The sequence below is a fragment of the Variovorax sp. PAMC28562 genome, from assembly GCF_014303735.1.
Classification (GTDB): Bacteria; Pseudomonadota; Gammaproteobacteria; order Burkholderiales; family Burkholderiaceae_C; genus Variovorax.
On record NZ_CP060296.1, the window covers coordinates 2627461 to 2646500 of the forward strand.

At 62.8% G+C, this 19040-nt stretch carries 21 protein-coding genes; 8 read left to right on the plus strand and 13 right to left on the minus strand.

The window, feature by feature from the left end; all coding sequences use genetic code 11:
• The first annotated feature begins 45 nt into the window (after positions 1-45).
• Entirely contained in the window at positions 46-1317 is a 1272-nt protein-coding gene (locus H7F36_RS12400) for a YihY family inner membrane protein (RefSeq protein ID WP_187051111.1), read from the plus strand.
• A 28-nt stretch (positions 1318-1345) separates the two neighbouring features.
• On the plus strand, positions 1346-1729 hold the full coding sequence (locus H7F36_RS12405; RefSeq protein WP_187054950.1) for a thioredoxin family protein: 384 nt from the start codon (positions 1346-1348) through the stop codon (positions 1727-1729).
• A 28-nt stretch (positions 1730-1757) separates the two neighbouring features.
• Here the strand turns inward: H7F36_RS12405 and H7F36_RS12410 are convergent, their stop codons facing one another.
• On the minus strand, positions 1758-2564 hold the full coding sequence (locus H7F36_RS12410) for an alpha/beta fold hydrolase (protein ID WP_187051112.1): 807 nt from the start codon (positions 2562-2564) through the stop codon (positions 1758-1760).
• Between the two features lies 1 nt (position 2565).
• On the minus strand, positions 2566-3876 hold the full coding sequence (locus H7F36_RS12415; protein WP_187051113.1) for an O-acetylhomoserine aminocarboxypropyltransferase: 1311 nt from the start codon (positions 3874-3876) through the stop codon (positions 2566-2568).
• 98 nt (positions 3877-3974) lie between these two features.
• Here H7F36_RS12415 and H7F36_RS12420 point away from each other — a divergent pair, with 98 nt between their 5' ends.
• Complete coding sequence (locus H7F36_RS12420; RefSeq protein ID WP_187051114.1) at positions 3975-4424, plus strand: CBS domain-containing protein; 450 nt, start codon at positions 3975-3977, stop codon at positions 4422-4424.
• 30 nt (positions 4425-4454) lie between these two features.
• Here H7F36_RS12420 and H7F36_RS12425 read toward each other — a convergent pair whose 3' ends face one another.
• Positions 4455-5672 carry a polyhydroxyalkanoate depolymerase gene (locus H7F36_RS12425; protein WP_187054951.1) on the minus strand — a complete coding sequence of 406 codons (1218 nt, stop codon included), beginning with the start codon at positions 5670-5672 and terminating at the stop codon, positions 4455-4457.
• Positions 5673-5759: 87 nt separating this feature from the next.
• On the opposite strand from H7F36_RS12425, the gene H7F36_RS12430 reads away from it, so the two are divergent.
• Both H7F36_RS12430 and H7F36_RS12435 read left to right on the plus strand, forming a co-directional pair.
• Entirely contained in the window at positions 5760-6416 is a 657-nt protein-coding gene (locus H7F36_RS12430; protein ID WP_187051115.1) for a glutathione S-transferase family protein, read from the plus strand.
• 84 nt (positions 6417-6500) lie between these two features.
• Positions 6501-7589: a PA0069 family radical SAM protein gene (locus H7F36_RS12435; protein ID WP_187051116.1), complete on the plus strand. Its 1089-nt coding sequence runs from the start codon at positions 6501-6503 to the stop codon at positions 7587-7589.
• A 1-nt stretch (position 7590) separates the two neighbouring features.
• On the opposite strand, the gene H7F36_RS12440 is transcribed toward H7F36_RS12435, so the two are convergent.
• From H7F36_RS12440 to H7F36_RS12470, 8 genes are all read right to left on the minus strand, one after another.
• Entirely contained in the window at positions 7591-8142 is a 552-nt protein-coding gene (locus H7F36_RS12440) for a GNAT family N-acetyltransferase (protein ID WP_187051117.1), read from the minus strand.
• Between the two features lie 55 nt (positions 8143-8197).
• Positions 8198-9616 carry an NADP-dependent phosphogluconate dehydrogenase gene (gndA, locus tag H7F36_RS12445; RefSeq protein ID WP_410003087.1) on the minus strand — a complete coding sequence of 473 codons (1419 nt, stop codon included), beginning with the start codon at positions 9614-9616 and terminating at the stop codon, positions 8198-8200.
• Positions 9617-9861: 245 nt separating this feature from the next.
• Positions 9862-10491 (minus strand): 3'-5' exonuclease, encoded by a 630-nt coding sequence (locus tag H7F36_RS12450; RefSeq protein WP_261802259.1) that lies wholly within the window; start codon positions 10489-10491, stop codon positions 9862-9864.
• On the minus strand, positions 10488-10664 hold the full coding sequence (locus tag H7F36_RS22040; RefSeq protein ID WP_222620378.1) for a hypothetical protein: 177 nt from the start codon (positions 10662-10664) through the stop codon (positions 10488-10490). Before H7F36_RS22040 ends, H7F36_RS12450 begins: the two co-directional genes overlap by 4 nt.
• Before the next feature lie 7 nt (positions 10665-10671).
• Positions 10672-11169, minus strand: coding sequence for a GNAT family N-acetyltransferase (locus H7F36_RS12455; protein ID WP_187051119.1), 498 nt, complete (start codon positions 11167-11169; stop codon positions 10672-10674).
• A 23-nt stretch (positions 11170-11192) separates the two neighbouring features.
• On the minus strand, positions 11193-12080 hold the full coding sequence (gene fghA, locus H7F36_RS12460) for an S-formylglutathione hydrolase (RefSeq protein ID WP_315971416.1): 888 nt from the start codon (positions 12078-12080) through the stop codon (positions 11193-11195).
• A complete protein-coding gene (locus H7F36_RS12465) occupies positions 12077-12979 on the minus strand; it encodes an alpha/beta fold hydrolase (protein WP_187054954.1) in 903 nt (300 codons plus the stop codon). The genes fghA and H7F36_RS12465 overlap by 4 nt, the downstream gene beginning before the upstream one ends.
• Before the next feature lie 77 nt (positions 12980-13056).
• A complete protein-coding gene (locus tag H7F36_RS12470) occupies positions 13057-14175 on the minus strand; it encodes an S-(hydroxymethyl)glutathione dehydrogenase/class III alcohol dehydrogenase (protein ID WP_187051120.1) in 1119 nt (372 codons plus the stop codon).
• Between the two features lie 99 nt (positions 14176-14274).
• Here H7F36_RS12470 and aroQ point away from each other — a divergent pair, with 99 nt between their 5' ends.
• From aroQ to H7F36_RS12485, 3 genes are all read left to right on the plus strand, one after another.
• Positions 14275-14724: a type II 3-dehydroquinate dehydratase gene (aroQ, locus tag H7F36_RS12475; protein WP_187051121.1), complete on the plus strand. Its 450-nt coding sequence runs from the start codon at positions 14275-14277 to the stop codon at positions 14722-14724.
• Between the two features lie 121 nt (positions 14725-14845).
• The gene (locus H7F36_RS12480) at positions 14846-15214 is read left to right on the plus strand and encodes a hypothetical protein (RefSeq protein WP_187051122.1); all 369 of its coding nucleotides are present in this window, start codon (positions 14846-14848) and stop codon (positions 15212-15214) included.
• Positions 15215-16174: a zinc ribbon domain-containing protein gene (locus H7F36_RS12485; protein ID WP_187051123.1), complete on the plus strand. Its 960-nt coding sequence runs from the start codon at positions 15215-15217 to the stop codon at positions 16172-16174.
• A gap of 23 nt (positions 16175-16197) precedes the next feature.
• On the opposite strand, the gene H7F36_RS12490 is transcribed toward H7F36_RS12485, so the two are convergent.
• A complete protein-coding gene (locus H7F36_RS12490) occupies positions 16198-17739 on the minus strand; it encodes a SpoVR family protein (protein WP_187051124.1) in 1542 nt (513 codons plus the stop codon).
• Positions 17736-19028, minus strand: a complete 1293-nt coding sequence (locus H7F36_RS12495; RefSeq protein ID WP_187051125.1) for a YeaH/YhbH family protein — start codon at positions 19026-19028, stop codon at positions 17736-17738. Before H7F36_RS12495 ends, H7F36_RS12490 begins: the two co-directional genes overlap by 4 nt.
• Positions 19029-19040 lie beyond the last annotated feature (12 nt).

The following is a 19040-nucleotide window of genomic DNA, read 5'->3' on the forward strand; positions in this document are numbered from 1 at the left end:
CATGGCGCCAGCGGCGTTCCTCGGGCCGCGCAAGGGTTCACTCCTATGATACCGACCATGGATCGACAGCAGCTCTGGAAAGGCTTTGCCCGCTTTCCGTGGCGCAACACCGCCGCGGTGCTGGGTGAGCGCTTTCGCGAAGACCGGCTGGGGCTCACCGCAAGCAGCCTGACCTTCACCACGACCATCGCGATGGTCCCGTTCTTTACCGTTGCGCTGGCGCTCTTCACCGTTTTTCCAATGTTCTCGACTCTGCAGGGACGCCTGCAGCGCTGGTTCATCCAGAGCCTGATCCCGGACAACATCGCGCGACAGGTGCTGGGCTATCTCAATCAGTTCTCCAGCAAGGCCAGCGGGCTCGGCATCGCCGGGCTGCTCGTGCTGCTGGTCACGGCCATCGCTCTCTTCCTGACGATCGACAAGACGCTCAACAACATCTGGCGCGTGCGGTCGCCAAGACCGTTCGCTCAGCGGGTGCTGATCTATTGGGCGGCCATCACGTTGGGGCCGCTGATCCTCGCCATCAGCCTGTCGACGACGTCGTATGTCTTCGCGGCTTCGCGTGGAGTCGTCGGGGACAGTGGCGGCATCCTCAAGCTGCTGTTCGACACCTTCGAATTCGTCTTGCTGGCCGCCGGCATCGCGTCGCTCTATCACTACGTGCCCAACACCAACGTGCGCTGGTCGCACGCTTGGGTCGGCGGCTTCTTCGTGGCGGCCGCCATCGAAATCGCCAAGCGCGTGCTCGGCTACTACCTGCGATTGGTGCCGAGCTATTCGATGGTGTACGGCGCCTTCGCGACCTTGCCGATCCTGCTCGTGTGGATCTACGTTGCATGGGTCATCGTGCTGCTTGGCGCGGTGATCGCGGCCTACTTGCCGAGTCTGATCGCCGGCGTCTCGCGGCGCGGCAATACGGCCGGCTGGCCGCTGCAGCTCGCCGTCGAAACGCTGCAGCATCTAGCGCGCGCGCAAGGCATGGCACGGCGCGGGCTGAGCGCCGAAGCACTGGTCGCGATGATGAAGGTCGATGCGCTTCAGTTGGCGCCTGTGCTGGAAACGTTGGTCGCACTCGACTGGATCGCGCCGATCGCCGAAGAACTCGACAGTGGCGATGCGCGCTACATCCTGCTGGCCGACCCAGCCACGCCGCTCGAGCCCTTGCTCGTGGAGCTTTTGATGCCGAGTGCTGCGCCACTGGAAAATCTGTGGCAAAAAGGGCCGCTGCGTTCGCTGCGATTGCGAGATGTTTTGACGAACGCATTGCCTGTCAAACCCGAGATTGCCAAGCTCCCCCCGCGTGACCGCTTCGCCTGACGCACTCCACGACCCTGCCGTGCTCGCCATGCCTGGCGCGCCTGCGCAGGCGCCGGCCATTGCCAGCGTGCCGTGGGTCGTCTGCTTATGCGCCGAATGGTGCGGCGCGTGTCGCGAATACCGGCCGCTGTTCGAGCAGGTCGCGCGTGCTCATCCGGGGCTCCGATTTGCGTGGGTCGACATCGAAGACCACGCCGACATCGCCGACGATTTCGATGTCGAGACTTTTCCGACGCTGCTGGTCGCTGGTGCAGACGGCACGCGTTTTGCCGGCCCGTTGTTGCCGCACGCCGAAACGTTGAGCCGGTTGTTGTCTGCGTTGCAATCGCCCCAACCCGCGGCACCGGAGGTGACCGCGCTGCTGAAGGCACTCGAAGCCTCGCCGGCGATTTTTTCGGTGGGTACACCGTGAAGGTGCCGATGCCCCGAGCTTGAACCGGTCAACCGCGCAAAAAATCCCGCAACGCGAACAGCACATCGTCCGGCGCCTCGCTCATCAGCGCGTGGCCTGCGTGCACCATCACCACCTTGGCATTCGGCACCTTGCTCGTCAGCGTCTTGGTGGCGCGCGGCTGCGTCATCTGGTCCGCATCGCCAAGCAGGAACAGGACAGGGCATCGCACCGCCGAAATCGCCGACTCACCGCCCGCGTAGTCGTTGCACGCCTTGAAGCCGACGTGGAAGACGTTGACGTCGCGGTTGCTCGACAGAACCCGGCGCATCAGCGCGCGCGAGCTGCCGTAGAGCCAGGTACCGGGGCCGAGTGAGGAGGGCGGCGGTGCCAACATCGAATGCGAGAAGTTGTTGACCATGTCGATCGCGCGCAGCGGCTGGTTGAGCGAGCTTTCGAGCAGTGCCGGTGACACGACCATCGGGTAGGCCGTACCCACCATCGCAAGGTGCGTTACGCGGGTCGGTGCGCGGGCAGCCGCTTCGAGCGCGATCAGTGAACCGAAGCTGTGGCCGACCAGCGCGGCTTTCTCTATGCCAACTGCGTCGAGTAGAGCAACGATGAATTGCGCGGCCTCTTCGACGCTCGCTGGCGGCGCGCCGGCGCTGCGGCAATGTCCGGGCAAGTCGATGGCCAGTACGTTCCAGCCATGGTTGGCAAAGTAACGGCTCTGAAGAATCCAGACGCTGTGGTCGTTGAGCACGCCGTGGATGAAGACGACCGTCGGCTTGGCCGCATCGAAGGGCTTGCCGCCGGTGTAGGCGTACGTGGTGTGGCCGTTGACTGTGTAGTTCACATCAGGCCCCCGCCTTTTCAGCTGCCTTCAAAGCCCGCTTCAAATCGTCGATCAGGTCAGCCGGGTCTTCCAGCCCGATCGACAGCCGGATCGTCCCTTGAGAAATCCCCGCACCCGCCAGCGCCTCGTCGGTCATCCGGAAGTGCGTGGTGCTCGCCGGATGAATCACCAGACTGCGACAGTCACCCACGTTGGCCAAATGACTGAAGAGCTTCAGCGCTTCGATGAAAGTCTTGCCCTGCTCGCGACTGCCCTTGATGTCGAAGCTGAAGACTGCACCGGCCCCCTTGGCGCCGTGCCGCAACAGCTTTTTCGCCAGCGCATGACTCGGATGCGATTCGATAAGCGGATGGCCGACACGTGACACGAACGGGTGCGCTGCCAGAAATTCGACCACCTTCTGCGTGTTGTCGATGTGCCGCTCCATCCGCAGCGGCAATGTCTCGATGCCTTGCAGGATGAGCCATGCGGTGTGCGGGCTCATCGATGCACCGAAGTCGCGCAGGCCCTCGCGGCGGGCCCGCAGCAAAAAGGCGCCGACGGTGCTTTCCTCGCTGAAGACCATGTTGTGAAAGCCGTCGTAGGCCTCGGTCAGCTCTGCGAACTTGCCCGATCGTTCCCAGTCGAAACTGCCACCATCGACCACCACGCCGCCGATCACGGTGCCGTGCCCCGAAAGGAATTTCGTGGCCGAGTGGTAGACCAGATCGGCGCCCCAATCAAAGGGTTTGATGAGGTACGGAGACGTCAGCGTGGAGTCGACCAGCAGCGGCACGCCGGCCGCGTGCGCGATGTCGCTCACGGTCGGAATGTCGAGCACATCTAGGCCGGGGTTGCCCACGGTTTCGCCGAAGAGCAGCTTGGTCTCGGGACGGATCGCGGCCCGCCAGCCGTCGAAATCTCCCGGCTTCACGAAGGTCGTCTCGATGCCGAAGCGTCGCATCGTGTAGTGCAAAAGGTTCTGCGAGCCGCCATAGAGGGCCGTGCTCGCGACGATGTGCGAGCCCGCGCCCATCAGCGTCGCGATGCTCAGGTGCAGCGCAGCCTGTCCGCTGGCCGTGGCGATGGCGCCGATGCCGCCTTCGAGTGCCGCGACGCGCTGTTCGAGCACCGCGTTGGTCGGGTTGCTGATACGCGAGTAGACATGGCCCGCGCGCTCCAGGTTAAAGAGCGCGGCCGCATGGTCGCTCGACTCGAAGACGAACGAAGTGGTGAGATGGATCGGCGTCGCGCGGGCACCGGTGGCGGGGTCGGGCGACGCGCCGGCGTGCAGCGCGAGCGTGTCGAAACCGGGGTCTGAATAGCCGGGCATGGGTCTCCTTGGGCAAAAACGCGAGGCCGATCTTGTTGATCGCCGGTCATTGTGGGCTATATTCAATTTGGCATTCCGCCGAGCCGAGGAGCATCAAGATGAAGGTCAGCGACATCCTGCGCGTCAAGGGCAGCACCCTCTTTACCGTTACGCCCGATGAGCCCCTGTCGACCGCGGTTTCGGTCATGGCGGAGAAAGACATCGGCTCGCTCGTCGTCATGGAGCACGGTGACCTCGTCGGCATGCTCACGTTTCGCGAAGTCATCCTGGCGATCGTCAGCAATGGCGGCCAGGTTGGCGGCCAAGTTCGCCGGGCGATGGACGATGCGCCCGTCACTTGCACCGTCGAGACCGACCTCGATGAAATCCGCCGCATCATGCTGGAGCGCCACGCGCGCTACATGCCCGTCATGGACAAACGCGTGTTGATGGGCGTGATCAGTTTCTACGACGTCGCCAAGGCGGTGGTCGACAGCCAGAATTTTGAGAACAAGATGCTGAAGGCCTACATCCGCGACTGGCCCACGGAAGAAGAACCGGGCAACTGAGCCGATCGATTCGGCTCAGCGGGAGTCGGTTCAGTGCAGGTCGGCCGCCGCGTGAATCGCCTCGCGCACGCGTGGATAAATCTGCGCATTCCACTTGCTGCCACTGAACACGCCGTAGTGCCCGACGCCGGCCTGCAAATGGTGAGTCCGTAGATAAGGTCGAACGCCGGTGCACAGGTCCTGCGCAGCCACTGTCTGGCCGACCGCGCAGATGTCGTCCCTCTCGCCTTCGACCGTGATCAACGCCGTCTTGCGGATGGCGGCGGGGTTCACCTTGCGATCGCCCACGGTGAGCTCGCCACGCGGCAGGTCGTAGGTCTGGAACACCCGCTCGACCGTCTCCAGATAGAACTCTGCCGCCAGGTCGTTGACCGCCAGATACTCGTCGTAGAAATTGCGAATGGCTTCGGCCTTCTCGGTCTCGCCTTCGACCAGATGGGTGTACAGATCTTCGAACTGCTTCTTGTGCCGCTCCGGGTTCATGCTCATGAAGGCCGACAGCTGCAGAAAGCCGGGGTACACCTTGCGCCCCATGCCGGGGTGCGGAAACGGAACGCGGCTGATGAGGTTGTCCTTGAACCACTTGATCGGCTTGCTGATGGCCAGTGTGTTCACGCCCGTCGGGTTGATGCGGCAATCGACCGGGCCGGCCATGAGCGTCAAACTGCGCGGCGTGGCGGGGTTGTCGTCTTCCGACATCAGTGCCGTAGCGGCGAGCGCGGCTACGCAAGGCTGGCACACCGCCACCATGTGCGCGCCAGGACCGATGGCTTCCATGAAGCTCATCAACTGCAGCGTGTATTCGTCGAGGCCGAAGCCGCCTTTGTACAGCGGCACATCGCGGGCGTTGTGCCAGTCGGTGATGTACACGTCGTGGTCGCGCAGCAGGGTGCGCACGGTTTCGCGCAGCAGCGTCGCGAAATGGCCCGACAACGGTGCGGCCAGCAACACAGGCGGGTGCACCGCTTTCGTGTCCTTGCGAAAGTGCAGCAGCGTGCCGAAGTCCGCGACCATCGTTTTTTCTTCGGTCACCGCCGTTTCGACGCCGTCGACCAGCACGCTCTTGATGTTGTAGTCGGGCCGCGAATGCGTGAGGCGCATGCGCGAAAAGACTTCGAGCTTGGCGGCCATCTTGCGGGCCATGGTTCGCTCGGAGCCGTCTTGCCACAGCGCGCTCCCAGTGAACTGGGCGAAGAGGCGGGCGGGCGACATCATGTCGGCCTGGGTTTGATAGAGCCGGTAGAGCATGACGCTGCTGCAGGCAAGTTGCGGGCCATGCGGTGGTGGCATGGGCCTTGCAGAACGAAGTCCTACAGTCCCAAGGAGTGTCATCGCATGGCCAAACCCGTTCTCACGATCAGCAGCAAAAACTACGGCGCATGGTCTCTGCGTGGCTGGCTCATGTGCAAGTTTGCCGGGCTCGATTTCAGCGAGACGATCATCCCGCCGGACGATCCTGCGATGAAGGCAGAGATGCTGCTGCTCTCGTCTTCGATGCTGGTGCCTTCGTTGCAACATGGCGGCATCAAGGTATGGGACACGCTGGCCATCGGCGAGTACTTGAACGAGATCAAGCCCAAGGCCGGCCTGCTGCCTGCCGACGCTTCGGCGCGCGCCCACTGCCGCGCCATCTGCGGCGAAATGCACTCTGGCTTCGCCTCGATGCGCGGCGCGTTGCCGATGAACATCAAGGCCCATTTCAAAGGCTTCAAGGTGTGGTCGCGGGCGCAGTCGGACATCGACCGCGTGGTCGCGATCTGGCGAGAGTGCTTCAAGTCTTATGGCGGTCCGTTTCTCTTCGGCAAGCAGCCGTGCATCGCCGACGCCATGTACGCGCCGGTCGTCACGCGTTTTTTGAGCTACGACGTGCCGCTCGACAGTGCCTGCATGTCGTATTGCAAGCGCGTGATGGAGCTGCCCGCGATGAAAGAGTGGGTGGCCGACGCCAAGCTCGAACCCGAAGAAATCGACGAGCTGGACGCCGAGTTCTGATCTATTGAACGCCGGGGTCACGACCCGGTTGCGCTGGAAGCGCGCTGATGGAATACTGGATGAAACAACAGTATTCAAGTCATCGTGTCCGAAGCCTTCATTCCCCTCTCCGCCCTCAAAGGCCGCGGCGCCGCCAGCCGCCTTGCCCACCGTTTCGAGCGCGAAACCCGCGAGGCCTGGGACGACGGCTGGGGGACGCTCGACGAAGAGTATGGCGAGCCGCCGGCCCGCATCGAGACCGAGGTGCGCTTCGAAGACGTCAAGTCGGTCATCAACCAGAACGACTCGCCGGACATTCCGTTCGATCGCTCCATCAATCCGTACCGGGGTTGCGAGCACGGCTGCATCTATTGCTTCGCACGACCGACGCACAGTTACCTCAACCTGTCGCCGGGACTCGACTTCGAAACCAAACTCATCGCCAAGCGCAACATCGCAGAGGTGTTGCGCGCGGAACTTGGCCGCAAGAGCTACAAGCCGAGCCACATCGCGATCGGTACCGCCACCGATTGCTATCAGCCGATAGAGCGCGAACTTCGGCTGACGCGCTCGGTCATCGAAGTGTTCAAGGAAACGCGGCATCCGTTCGGTCTTGTCACCAAGTCGAGCGCGGTCGAGCAGGACCTGGATTTGATCGCGCCGATGGCCGCCGATCGGCTGGCCGCGGTGTACATCACAGTGACGACGCTCGATGGCGAACTGTCGCGCAAGCTCGAGCCGCGTGCCGCCGCACCGCACCGGCGGTTACGCACCATCAAGACCTTGGTCGATGCCGGCGTGCCGGTGGGCGTGAGCGTTGCGCCGCAGATCCCGTTCATCAACGAAGACATGGAGCACGTGCTCGAAGCCGCTTGGGAGGCGGGCGCACGCAGCGCGTTCTACACAGTGATTCGGTTGCCGTGGGAAGTCGCGCCGCTCTTCAAACAATGGCTCGAAGTGCATTACCCGGACCGTGCCGCGCGCGTCATGGCGCGCATTCGCGAGATGCGCGGCGGCAAGGACTACGACGCCGACTTCGCGACGCGCATGAAAGGCACTGGCTTGTGGGCCGACCTGATTCGCCAGCGCTTCGAGAAGGCGACGAACCGCATCGGCTTCAATCGGCAACGCGTCGAGCTCGATCTGTCGGCGTTCCGGCCGCCGGGTGTGGCGGGTCAGGGCGATCTGTTCTAAGTCATGCCGTCAGTGACAGCCGCAGCTTCGTCACGTTGGGGTTGCCCGCATCGCGCTGCAGCGTGAATCCCAGCTTGCGCGCCAGCATCAGCATGCCGCGGTTGTCGTAGAGCGTGATGTCGTCCAACGTGCTGACACCCGCGCTGCGCGCCGCATCGATCAGGCGTTGCAACAGTTTCTCGGCCAGTCCACGGCGCTGCCACGCATCGCCGACAACGATCGCGAACTCGGCGATGTCACTGGTTTCAGGCGTATCGCCGCGCACGTAACGCACTACACCGATCTGATGCTCGTGACCATTGACGGGCGTCGTGGCGATCAATGCCAACTCGCGCCCGTAGTCGATGTCGGTCATGTGCCGCAGCTCGGCCTCTTGCGGCATGCGTGGAGACAGCAGCCGCGCATAGCCGGTGTGCGGTAACAGGCCGTGCACGAAGTGCGTGTGCATGGCCAGATCGTCGGCCCGGATCGGTCGGATGCGCACTGGCGTTCCATCTTTCAGCTGCCAGTCCTCGACCAGATGGGCGGGGTAGCGGCTGAAAGGCTGGGTCATTGCCGTGACGCGTTGACTGACGCTTTGGTATCGCGGTAACACGCGTTCGCTGGGCTCAGCCGATGACTTCAGGCCAGGCGGTGTGGAAGAACTGGCCTTCGGGCTTGTCGACGCGCTCGTAGGTATGAGCCCCGAAAAAGTCGCGCTGCGCCTGCAGTAAATTTGCCGGCAAACGCTCGGCGCGGTAGCTGTCGTAGTACGCCAGCGACGCGCTGAAGGCCGGTACCGGAATGCCGTTGCTCACCGCCATTGCAACCACTTCGCGCCAGTTCTGCTGCGTGCTGTTGAGCAGGTCCTTGAAGAAGGGGTCGAGCATCAGATTGGTGAGCGCCTTGTCGGTGCGATAGGCGTCGGTGATGCGGTTTAAAAATCGCGCGCGAATGATGCAGCCGCCGCGCCAGATGGATGCGATGCCACCGAGGTCGAGCCCCCATTGTTTCTTCTCGCCCATCGTCTTGATGAGGTCGAAGCCCTGCGTATAGCTCACGACTTTCGACGCATAGAGCGCGTCGTGCACCTTGTCGACCAGCGCCTTCTTCTCGATGCTGAAGGCCGGCTTCGGCCCTTGCAAAAGCTTGCTCGCCACCACGCGCTGCTTTTTCTGCGACGACAGCACGCGCGCCTCGACGGCAGCGTTGATGGTGCTGATGACGATCGCCTGCTCTGCGGCGTTGATGAGCGTCCATTGGCCAGTGCCTTTTTGCCCGGCCTTGTCCAGGATCATGTCCACGAGTGCGTTGCCGGTCTCCGGGTCTTTCTGTTCGAGCGCCTTGCCGGTGATCTGGATCAGGTAGCTCTGCAGGTCGCCTTCGTTCCACTCGGTGAAGATCGCAGCCATCTCGTCGGTGGTGAAGCCGGCCGCCTTGAACAGGCTGTACGCCTCGCAGATCAGCTGCATGTCGCCGTACTCGATGCCGTTGTGGATCATCTTCACGTAGTGGCCGGCGCCGCCGGGGCCGATGTGGATCACGCAAGGCTCGCCGTCGACCTTGGCTGCGATGCTCTCGAAGATCGGCTTCATCACTTCCCAAGTCGACGCGGGGCCGCCGGGCATGATGGCCGGGCCCTTGCGCGCGCCTTCTTCACCACCCGATACGCCCGCGCCGATAAAGCGCAGGCCTTTGCTGGCCAGGTAGGCATCGCGCCGCTCGGTGTCGGTGTAGAGGCTATTGCCCCCATCGATGACGATGTCGTCCTTGGCGAGCAAAGGAATGAGCTGCTCGATCACCTGGTCGACCGGCGCACCAGCCTTTACCATGATCTGAATCTTGCGCGGCAGCGCGAGGCTCTGCACGAAAGCTTCTAGCGTGTCGCAGCCGACCAGCTTCTTCCCCGGATTCTTCGCGACGAACTCGTCGGTCTTGTCGGTCGTGCGGTTGAACACGCTGACCTGAAAACCGCGGCTCTCGACGTTCAGCACCAGGTTCTGGCCCATCACGGCCAGGCCGATCAAACCGAAATCGCTCTTCTTGATTTCCGCGGAGATGCTGCTGCTCATGGTGTCTTTCATGCGGGGCACGGAGGGTGCTCGGCGGTTGGTGTTCTGTCGGCCATTTTGCCGCGCATGCAGAAAGCGCGCACTGCCGCCGCAACGGCGCATGGCTGACATAGGACGCCGATGCGCTGCGCAATGCTTGCGGCCTTGTCAGTCGTCGCAATGCGCAAGAGCACATGACATGCAACGTTTCATCGATCGCACCGTCATCGTCGCCGCCACCGTCACGGGCGCTCTCGCAAGCCCAGCGCGTCGTACACACGGATCGATGCATACGCGTCGTTCGCAGCGTAGCGAATCTGCGAGTCGGTCAGTTGCTTGTTCGCCCAGTTCGACGTCGTCGCCTTGCGCGACTTCATGAAGCGTCGGTCGAACACCAGCGCGACGGCTGTCTTCACGCCAACCGATTTCCTATACCCGCGCCGTCGAAATTCGTTGTCGATGTCGAACACTGCTCGCGGCTCGGTGCCGAGGCGATTGCGGATCAGTGTGAGATCCGTCGACAGGCCGAACCCGACCTTCAGCAACGCCGTTGAGTCGATGAGCATCTGCATGGTCGGGATGCAATCGGTGCGATGCAACTGGAACAGATAGGCAGTCGTCATCGTCGAGAACTGGACGAGGTGGGGGCCGGTGTTGACTTCGTTCTTGGCGAAGGTGGGCTTGGATTCAGTATCGAATCCGACGATGCGCGCGGCCAGCAAATCTGCTGCTGCGCGGGCCGCATCGTCCACCGTTCCGACCACCACGATGTCTTGCAGGTCGAGTCCGTCGAACGGCGCCAGTAGCGCGATCTGCTCGCGCTCGGGCAGCTCCGAGATCGGCAGGACGGGAGGGTGTTGGGCGTCGTTCAACGGGCGGGTGCTTTCTTTTTCTTTGGCGGGGGCTGCGCTGATTTCATACGGCATGGCTTGCCCGATCGTACGGCCGCCTCCCATGCGAGCCTCCCCCAGCGAAACATGCGGCGCGCCTGGACGCGGCCGAGCTTTTCGAACACTTCGGGCAGGCTTTCGGCGAGACCGCTCATGGTCTGTTCATGGCCGGTTCATCGAGCGCCCAATGCGCGGTGCCCAGTGGTAGGTCACGCGCTCGCGGCCGTTGGAGGGATGCCGGTCGACCACGCCGCGCTCCAGTCCGTAGCGCTCGTAAAAACGTTGCGCCGCGATGTTGGCCGTGGCGACGTGCAGCCTCCAGCCTGTCGGCATGCGCACGCATGCTTCATCGAGCAGCGACTGGCCCAGCCCTTCGCGTTGCAGGTGCGGCTCGATGAACAGTTGCGCCACATAGTTGCGCTGCGCAAGCACCATCATGAAGCCGACGATCTGTTCGTCGCGCTCGGCGAGCAGCACATCGGCCGGCGGCACGAACTCGGCCTGTACGCGAGACAGCCAAAGCCCGATCGGCGCCACCGTCTTTTCGCCACGCTGTGCCGAGATCCACGCGCGCCGCCAGATGCCGGCGAGCACTGCGTTTTCACCCGGTGCGTAGTCGCGCGGTCGAAGACGGAGCGTGGGTGTCTCTGAGGTGGACATGGGTGGCGTCAGAGCAAATCGGCTCAGGCCCGCAAGCTGCGTGCGTGGTGCGCGAGGTGGTCTTCGATGAAGCTTTGAATGAAGTAGTAGCCATGGTCGTAGCCTTCGTGGCGGCGCAGGTCGAGCGGCTGCCCGGCATCGGCGCATGCGGCTTCGAACAGGTGCGGATGCAATTGATCAGTCAGGAATTTGTCGACCAGGCCCTGGTCGATCAGGATGCCGTCCGGGTAGGGCGCCTTCTCTTCTGCGCCGGCCAACGCTTCCATCAGCTCGGTAGCGTCGTGTGAAGACCATGTCTCGCGGCTGCTGCCGAGATAGCCGGTAAAAGCCTTTTCGCCCCATGGGCAACGGCTCGGCGCGCAGATCGGTGCCAGCGCCGACAGCGACTTGAACACGCCCGGATGCCGCAATGCCAGCGTGAGTGCGCCATGGCCGCCCATCGAGTGGCCGAAGATGCCGATGCGCTCGCCGTCGATCGGCTGCGTCAGGGTGATGAGTGGAAGCAGCTCGTTGATGAGGTAGCTCTCCATGCGCCAGTGCGTAGACCAAGGTGCTTCGGTCGCATCGAGATAGAAGCCGGCGCCCACGCCGAAGTCCCAGCTTGCACTATCACCTTCGACGTTGGCGCCACGCGGGCTGGTGTCGGGCGCGATCAATGCGATGCCGAGTTCAGCTGCCATGCGCTGCGCGCCGGCCTTGACCATGAATGTTTCTTCATTGCAGGTGAGGCCGGCGAGGTACATCACCGCGGGCACCTTGCCGTGGTTCGAATGCGGCGGCAGGAAGATCGAGAAACGCATCGCCAAGCCGATTTCTGCCGATGCGTGTTCGTGGAAGCGCTGTGTGCCGCCGAAGCAGCGGTGTTCGGACAGGTTGCGCAGCGATGAAGCAGAGTGGATCGAGTCGTTCATGAATGGAGGTTGGGCGTCAGTTCGAGTACCGCATCGGCGAACAAGCGCGGCGCCTCTTGCGGCATGTTGTGGCCGACGCCCCGCACCAATCGGTGCGAGCGCTGACCGGTGAATTTGGCGGCGTGCGCCGAAGCATCGGCGGGCTCACGCACGCCATCGTCGATGCCGTCGAAGGTGATGGTCGGCACCGCGATCGGAGGCTGCGCTGCGAGTTGGCGCTCGATGTAGTCGTAAGCCGGATCGCCCGGCACCAGGCCGAAGCGATGCCGATACGAGTGGACCACGACGTCGACGAAATCAGGATGGTCGAACGCGGCCGCGCTGCGCTCGAAGGTCGCATCGTCGAAGGTCCAGGTCGGCGACCAGAGCTTCCACAACAGCCGTGTGATGCCGCGCCGGTCTTTTTCGAGCCCGGCACGACCGCGCTCGTTGTGAAAGTAGTACTGGTACCAATACCGATGTTCGTTCTCCGCTTTCTCCGGCTCCATGCCTTTGTCAATGTTCTGGATGTTGTAGCTGTTGAAGGAAACGAGGCCGGCGCAACGCTCGGGCCACAGCGCCGCGACGACGCACGCAGCGCGGCCGCCCCAGTCGTAGCCAGCGAGCACGGCGCGTGGAATGTGCAACGCGTTCATCAGCGCCAGCAGGTCGGCGCCTAACGCGGCTTGCTCACCCGATCGCGGTGTCGCCGCATCGAGAAAGCGCGTGGCGCCGTAGCCGCGCAGGTACGGAACGATCACGCGGCAACCTGCCTCAGCCAGCATCGGTGCGACCTCGGCGTAAGTGTGGATGTCGTACGGAAAGCCGTGCATCAGGAACACTGGCGGTCCGTCGGCAGCGCCGGTTTCGAAGTAGGCGATATCGAGTACTCCGGCCTCGATGTGCTTCAACGGATGCATGGGTCGGGCCACAGGGTTATCTCCGTTCTTGTCGCGGCAGGGTGCCAGTTGTCTTTCCAAGCGGACACATGGGTGAGCTAGTACAGAACCACACCCCGAATCGACTCGCCGCTCTTCATCAACTCGAAGCCCTTGTTGATGTCTTCGAGCGGCATGGTGTGAGTGATCAGGTCATCGATGTTGATCTTGTTCTCCATGTACCAGTCGACGATCTTCGGCACGTCTGTCCGTCCACGCGCGCCGCCGAAGGCAGAGCCTTCCCACTTGCGCCCGGTGACCAGCTGGAACGGCCGCGTGCTGATCTCGGCGCCCGCTTCGGCCACGCCGATGATGATGCTGCGACCCCAGCCTTTGTGCGTGCACTCGAGCGCCTGGCGCATCACCTTGGTGTTGCCGATGCACTCGAAGCTGTAGTCGGCGCCGCCATCGGTCAATTGAACGATGGCGTCGACGATGTTGCCGCCGGCCGATTCGATGTCCTTCGGGTTCAGAAAGTGAGTCATGCCGAACTTGCGGGCCATTGCCTCGCGCTCGGGGTTCAGGTCGACGCCGATGATCTTGTCGGCGCCCACCATCCTGGCGCCCTGAATCACGTTCAGGCCGATGCCGCCGAGGCCGAACACCACCACGTTGGCGCCAGCTTCCACCTTGGCCGTGAAGATCACCGCGCCGAGGCCGGTGGTGACGCCGCAGCCGATGTAGCAGACCTTGTCGAACGGCGCGTCTTCGCGGATCTTCGCCAACGAAATCTCAGGCACGACCGTGTAGTTGCTGAAGGTCGAGGTGCCCATGTAATGAAAGATCGGTTTGCCGTCCATGCTGAAGCGGCTCGTCGCATCGGGCATCAGGCCCTTGCCCTGCGTGGTGCGGATTTGCTGGCACAGGTTGGTCTTGCGCGACAGGCAGAACTTGCAGTGGCGACACTCGGGCGTGTAGAGCGGGATGACGTGATCACCCTTTTTGAGCGTGGTCACGCCGGGGCCGACGTCGACCACGATGCCCGCGCCCTCATGCCCGAGGATGGCCGGGAAGATGCCTTCCGGGTCGGCACCCGACAGCGTGTAGTAGTCGGTGTGACAGATGCCGGTGGCCTTGATCTCGACCAGCACTTCGCCGAATTTCGGGCCGTCGAGGTCGACGGTTTCGATTGTGAGCGGGGCTCCGGATTTCCAGGCGACGGCGGCTTTGGTTTTCATGTCAGAAGAAGAGAAGTGATCGAGATTGAGGAAGGAATTCGTGTGGATGCAATGAGGCAGCCGGTCACTATAAGATGCCCGCGACCGGAGCTGCATCCCATGAAAAAAATCCTCGTTTTGAACGGCCCTAATCTCAATCTGCTGGGCACCCGCGAACCTGCGCAATACGGTAATGAAACGCTGGCCGACGTCGAGCACATGTGCAAGGACGCCGGCGACAAGCTCGGCGTGGCGGTCGAGTGCCGCCAGTCCAATCATGAGGGCCAGCTGATCGACTGGATTCACGAGGCCGGCCGCGAGATTTCCGCTGGCAACATGATCGGCGTGGTGATGAATCCGGGTGCTTACACGCATACGTCGATCGCGCTGCACGATGCCATCAAGGGCGCGAACGTGACCTTGATCGAGCTGCATATTTCGAACGTTCATGCGCGCGAGGAATTTCGCCATCACTCCTATATTTCACCAGCCGCTCGCGGGATCATCGTGGGGCTGGGCGTGAAGGGGTATCCCTTGGCGATCGAGGCGTTGGTCAGGCTGAACGGCTGAGTGATCGAATCGCCGACACATTTAGAAACTTTTGTATCTGCTTGTGCCAAAGTGCACATGCGTTTTCCAGAGAGGGCTGTCACCATCGAGTTTGAATTCGGAAACATTCCGGGACAAATTGATGACAACCCTATCCGACCGTGCATTGCTCGAACGCGCCCTGATCGCTATCGAAGAAGTATTGGCACGTGTAGATGGTGGGCCCGACGCGCGCCGCCCGGCATCCACTGCCGCCCAGCAAGCACTGACCATCTGCCTGACAGCCGCTGCAAATTTGGTCGACGCCGGCCAGACGCTGCTGCGCTCACCCGAAGACGATTCGTCCGATCAGCTCACCCAGGAGTGGCGGGTACTGATCTCGCACGTCAAGACCGCCAGCCGCTCGGCGCATCAGGCAGCGTTGGTGTTGTCTGCTGAGAAGAACCTGTCGTCCGCCCAAAGCGGCGGTGTTTATATCGAGACTCCGCGCATCGGCCAGGTGGCGCACTGAATGGGCGTGACCTGTCCCGCATGCGGGACTGAAAACCGTTCTGTCGCCAAGTTCTGCATCGAGTGCATCGAATCGCTGCCGACGGTTTTTGCGGCGACTGAAATATTGCCGCATATGCCGCATGCTGCGCATCGCGCCACGTTCCTCAGGGAGCCTGGCATTCGCGCCGACGCTGCGCTGCCTCGGGCTTCCGGGTTTGTTGCAGCGACCGGTGCGACATCGGCCGCGCCGGCCACCTCAGCCCACGGATCTGCGCCGCAGACACCTCCACTGTCGAGCGGTCCGCGACGCACCGTCGAAGGACGCAAGGGCCTGTGGGTCAGCGTTGCGGCCTTCGCGATCGCGCTCGTCATTGGCGCCGCCGGCTGGCTGGTCGCCGGTGCCGGTGGGTTGTACATCTACGCGTTCGGGCATTCGAGCGTGGGCGGAGAACCCGAGGTTGCGATGGTGACTGCGCCGGTTGCGGTTGCGGTGTCGGCAACGGTGATGCCGACCATTGCTCCGGCCGCTTCGATCGCTCCTCTTGCTTCGTCTACTCCCTTGAACCCGCTTGCTCCGTTACCTGCGTTCAACCCATCGACTCAGACGGAGTCATCGATCCCAACTCCTTCCGCTCAGGTCGTACCTCCGGCCTCCGCTGTCGGTGCCGCTTCGGTCAACCGCGAAACATCCAGATCAGCAGTGACCACGGCGCCGCCAGCCACAGCGGTTGCGCCCGCGGTGACCCGCACACCAGCCAAGGCGTCCGTGTCATCGACAGCGCCGGGCAGTCGGGTAAGCACCGCAACAGCGGCAACGGACCCTAAGGCGCAGTGCACCGGCCTGGGTTTTTTTGCAGCATCGAGGTGCATGGCAGCGCAATGTGCGAAGGCGGAGCACAGCGCGCACCCGTCATGTATAGCGGTGCTTCAGCAACAACGTCTGATGGAAGAGAAGCGCAACCCGACGATGGCGAACTGAGCGGTCCACCTGCGGGTTTCTTTTCAGGTCTGGCGAGGCGCGACGGCTTTCCAGCTGCGGCTCACTTTGCCCTGGCCGTCGACGCTCTCCAACTGGACGTCGAAACCCCACAGCCGCGCGACGTGCTTGAGCACTTCTTCGGCTCCGTCGTTCAGCGGCAAGCCATGGCGCTGCGTGTGGCGCAGGGTCAGTGACCGGTCGCCGCGGGTGTTCACGTTCCAGACCTGGATGTCCGGCTCGCGGCAGCTGATGTCGTACTGCCGCGCCAACGACTCACGCAGCGCTTGATAGCCGCTGTCGTCGTGGATCGCGGCGACCTCGAGCTCGCTGTCTTTCTCATGATCGCGAATCGCGAAGAGGCGGAAGTCGCGCATCACCTTCGGGCTCAGGAACTGGCCGATAAAGCTCTCGTCCTTGAAGTTGCGCATCGCGTAGTCGAGCGTCTTGACCCAGTCGCTGCCCGCGATGTCGGGGAACCAGCGACGGTCTTCTTCGGTCGGCTGCTCGCAGATGCGCCGCAGGTCTGTAAACATCGCAAAGCCCAGCGCGTACGGGTTGATGCCGCTGTACGCGCGATGCCCGACCGGCGGTTGGTAGATCACGCCGGTGTGCGAACTCAGCCACTCGATCATGAAACCGTCGGCCAGCAAGCCGCGGTCGTACATGGTGTTGAGCAGGGTGTAGTGCCAGAAGGTGGCCCAGCCCTCGTTCATCACCTGCGTCTGGCGCTGCGGATAGAAATACTGCGCGACCTTGCGAACGATGCGCACGACCTCGCGTTGCCATGGTTCCAGCAGCGCCGCGTTTTTCTCGATGAAGTACAGCAGATTCTCTTGTGGCTCGTCCGGGAAGCGCTTGGTCGCCGCGGCCTCCGCGGCCTGGCCTTCACGGCGCGGCAGAGTGCGCCACAGGTCGTTGATCTGCTGCTGCATGTGCTGCTCGCGCTCGGCCCGCTGCAGGCTCTCTTGCGCGAGCGAACGGCGCTGCGGGCGGCGATAACGATCCACACCGTAGTTCATCAGCGCATGGCAAGAGTCGAGCAGCTCTTCGACCGAGTCGACGCCATGACGCTGCTCACATTCGGCGATGTAGTGCCGCGCGTAGACAAGGTAGTCGATGATGGACGACGCGTCGGTCCACATCCGGAACAGGTAGTTGCCCTTGAAGAAGCTGTTGTGTCCGTAGGCCGCGTGTGCGATCACCAGGGCTTGCATCGCCATGGTGTTCTCTTCCATGAGATAGGCAATGCACGGGTCGGAGTTGATGACGATTTCGTACGCCAGCCCCATGTGGCCACGGCGGTAGTTCTTCTCGGTGAGGATGAACTGCTTGCCGTACGACCAGTGCCGGTAGAGCATCGGCATGCCGACGCTGGAGTAGGCGTCCATCATCTGCTCTGAACTGATCACCTCGAGTTGGTTGGGGTACACGTCGAGCCCGTAGCCTCGCGCCGTGCGCGCGATTTCGGTGTGATAGAGCTCGATGAGATCGAAGGTCCAGTCAGACGGGCTCGGCAGCGGCTGGTCCGCGCGTTCGAGGTTGGGCTCGATGAGCAGGTCGGTCATCTGGCGATTCCTTCCTTCTTGAACAGTTCGCGAAAGACGGGATAGATGTCTTGCGCGTCAGCCACTTTACGCATCGCGAAGTTGGGCCGCACGCCTTGCAGCTGCGTGTACTCCTGCCACAGGTTCTGCTCGGCCTGTGCCACTTGCACGTAGGCGTAGTAGCGCACCATCGGCAAGATCTTTTCGTCGAGCAATTGGCGGCAGCGCCCACTGTCCTGATGCCAGTTGTCGCCGTCGCTGGCCTGCGCGCCATAGATATTCCACTCGCCGCTCGGGTAGCGCGCCCGGATGATTTCGTCCATCAGCACCAAAGCGCTCGACACCACCGTACCGCCCGTTTCGGTCGCATGAAAGAACTCGTCCTCGGACACTTCTTCGGCCTGCGTGTGATGCCGCAGGAACACGAGATCGATCTTTTCGTAGTGCCGCGTCAAGAACAGGTACAGAAGCATGAAGAAGCGCTTGGACATGTCCTTGCGCGATTCGTCCATCGAGCCCGAAACGTCCATCAAACAAAACATGACTGCCTTGGCACTCGGCACCGGCGTCTTTACGCGATTGCGGTAACGCAGATCGATTGGGTCGATGTACGGCACATGACGCGCGGTACGGCGCAGCTCTTCGATTTGCGCTTCGGTTTCTTCGATCTCTTTTTGCACCAGGGACGGTGTCGCGTGCGGATGCGCCCGCAACGTCAACAAGTGCGCTTCGAGGCGGCGCAACTCTTTGCGTGGCTCGCCACCGAGCGCGATGCGGCGGGCGAGGGCGCCGCGCATGGAGCGCACGACATGCAGGTTGGTGGGTGAGCCGTCGCTGGTAAAACCGGCGCGATGGCTCTTCCACTCCGGCACTTCGGCGATTTGCGTTCGGATCAGGTGCGGCAACGCCAGGTCTTCGAAGAACGCGTGCATGAATTCTTCGCGGGTGAGGCGGAACACGAAGTCGTCTTCGCCTTCGCCGCCGTCGCCCGCTTCACCGCTCCCACTGCCGCCGCCCGATTGGCCCGGCGGCCGCTTGATGCGATCACCCTTCAGGTACTCCTGGTTGCCGGGATGTACGTATTCGCGGTTGCCGCCTGGCGCATGCCCGAAGGCCGGCTCTGACACGTCGCGACGCGGCAGGGTGACGTCTTCACCCTGCGCAAGATCGCGGATGTTTCGGCCACTGACCGCCTTGCGCACGGCCTCCTGGATTTGCCCGCGATAACGCCGAAGGAAGCGCTCGCGATTGCCGATCGACTTGTTCTTTCCCGACAAACGCCGATCGATGATCTGCTGCAGGATGGCCACTGTTTCGCAACT

Excerpts from the sequence above, each read along its gene's own strand:
- H7F36_RS12465 (WP_187054954.1), bottom strand. The coding sequence starts at position 12,979 with ATGCATCCGTTGAAGCACATCGAGGCCGGAGTACTCGATATCGCCTAC.
- H7F36_RS12405 (WP_187054950.1), top strand. The coding sequence starts at position 1,346 with ATGCCTGGCGCGCCTGCGCAGGCGCCGGCCATTGCCAGCGTGCCGTGG.
- fghA (WP_315971416.1), bottom strand. The coding sequence starts at position 12,080 with ATGAACGACTCGATCCACTCTGCTTCATCGCTGCGCAACCTGTCCGAA.
- H7F36_RS22040 (WP_222620378.1), bottom strand. The coding sequence starts at position 10,664 with ATGAGCGGTCTCGCCGAAAGCCTGCCCGAAGTGTTCGAAAAGCTCGGC.
- H7F36_RS12490 (WP_187051124.1), bottom strand. The coding sequence starts at position 17,739 with ATGACCGACCTGCTCATCGAGCCCAACCTCGAACGCGCGGACCAGCCG.
- H7F36_RS12485 (WP_187051123.1), top strand. The coding sequence starts at position 15,215 with ATGGGCGTGACCTGTCCCGCATGCGGGACTGAAAACCGTTCTGTCGCC.
- H7F36_RS12415 (WP_187051113.1), bottom strand. The coding sequence starts at position 3,876 with ATGCCCGGCTATTCAGACCCCGGTTTCGACACGCTCGCGCTGCACGCC.
- H7F36_RS12430 (WP_187051115.1), top strand. The coding sequence starts at position 5,760 with ATGGCCAAACCCGTTCTCACGATCAGCAGCAAAAACTACGGCGCATGG.
- H7F36_RS12455 (WP_187051119.1), bottom strand. The coding sequence starts at position 11,169 with ATGTCCACCTCAGAGACACCCACGCTCCGTCTTCGACCGCGCGACTAC.
- H7F36_RS12440 (WP_187051117.1), bottom strand. The coding sequence starts at position 8,142 with ATGACCCAGCCTTTCAGCCGCTACCCCGCCCATCTGGTCGAGGACTGG.
- H7F36_RS12425 (WP_187054951.1), bottom strand. The coding sequence starts at position 5,672 with ATGCTCTACCGGCTCTATCAAACCCAGGCCGACATGATGTCGCCCGCC.
- H7F36_RS12470 (WP_187051120.1), bottom strand. The coding sequence starts at position 14,175 with ATGAAAACCAAAGCCGCCGTCGCCTGGAAATCCGGAGCCCCGCTCACA.
- aroQ (WP_187051121.1), top strand. The coding sequence starts at position 14,275 with ATGAAAAAAATCCTCGTTTTGAACGGCCCTAATCTCAATCTGCTGGGC.
- H7F36_RS12400 (WP_187051111.1), top strand. The coding sequence starts at position 46 with ATGATACCGACCATGGATCGACAGCAGCTCTGGAAAGGCTTTGCCCGC.
- H7F36_RS12480 (WP_187051122.1), top strand. The coding sequence starts at position 14,846 with ATGACAACCCTATCCGACCGTGCATTGCTCGAACGCGCCCTGATCGCT.
- H7F36_RS12420 (WP_187051114.1), top strand. The coding sequence starts at position 3,975 with ATGAAGGTCAGCGACATCCTGCGCGTCAAGGGCAGCACCCTCTTTACC.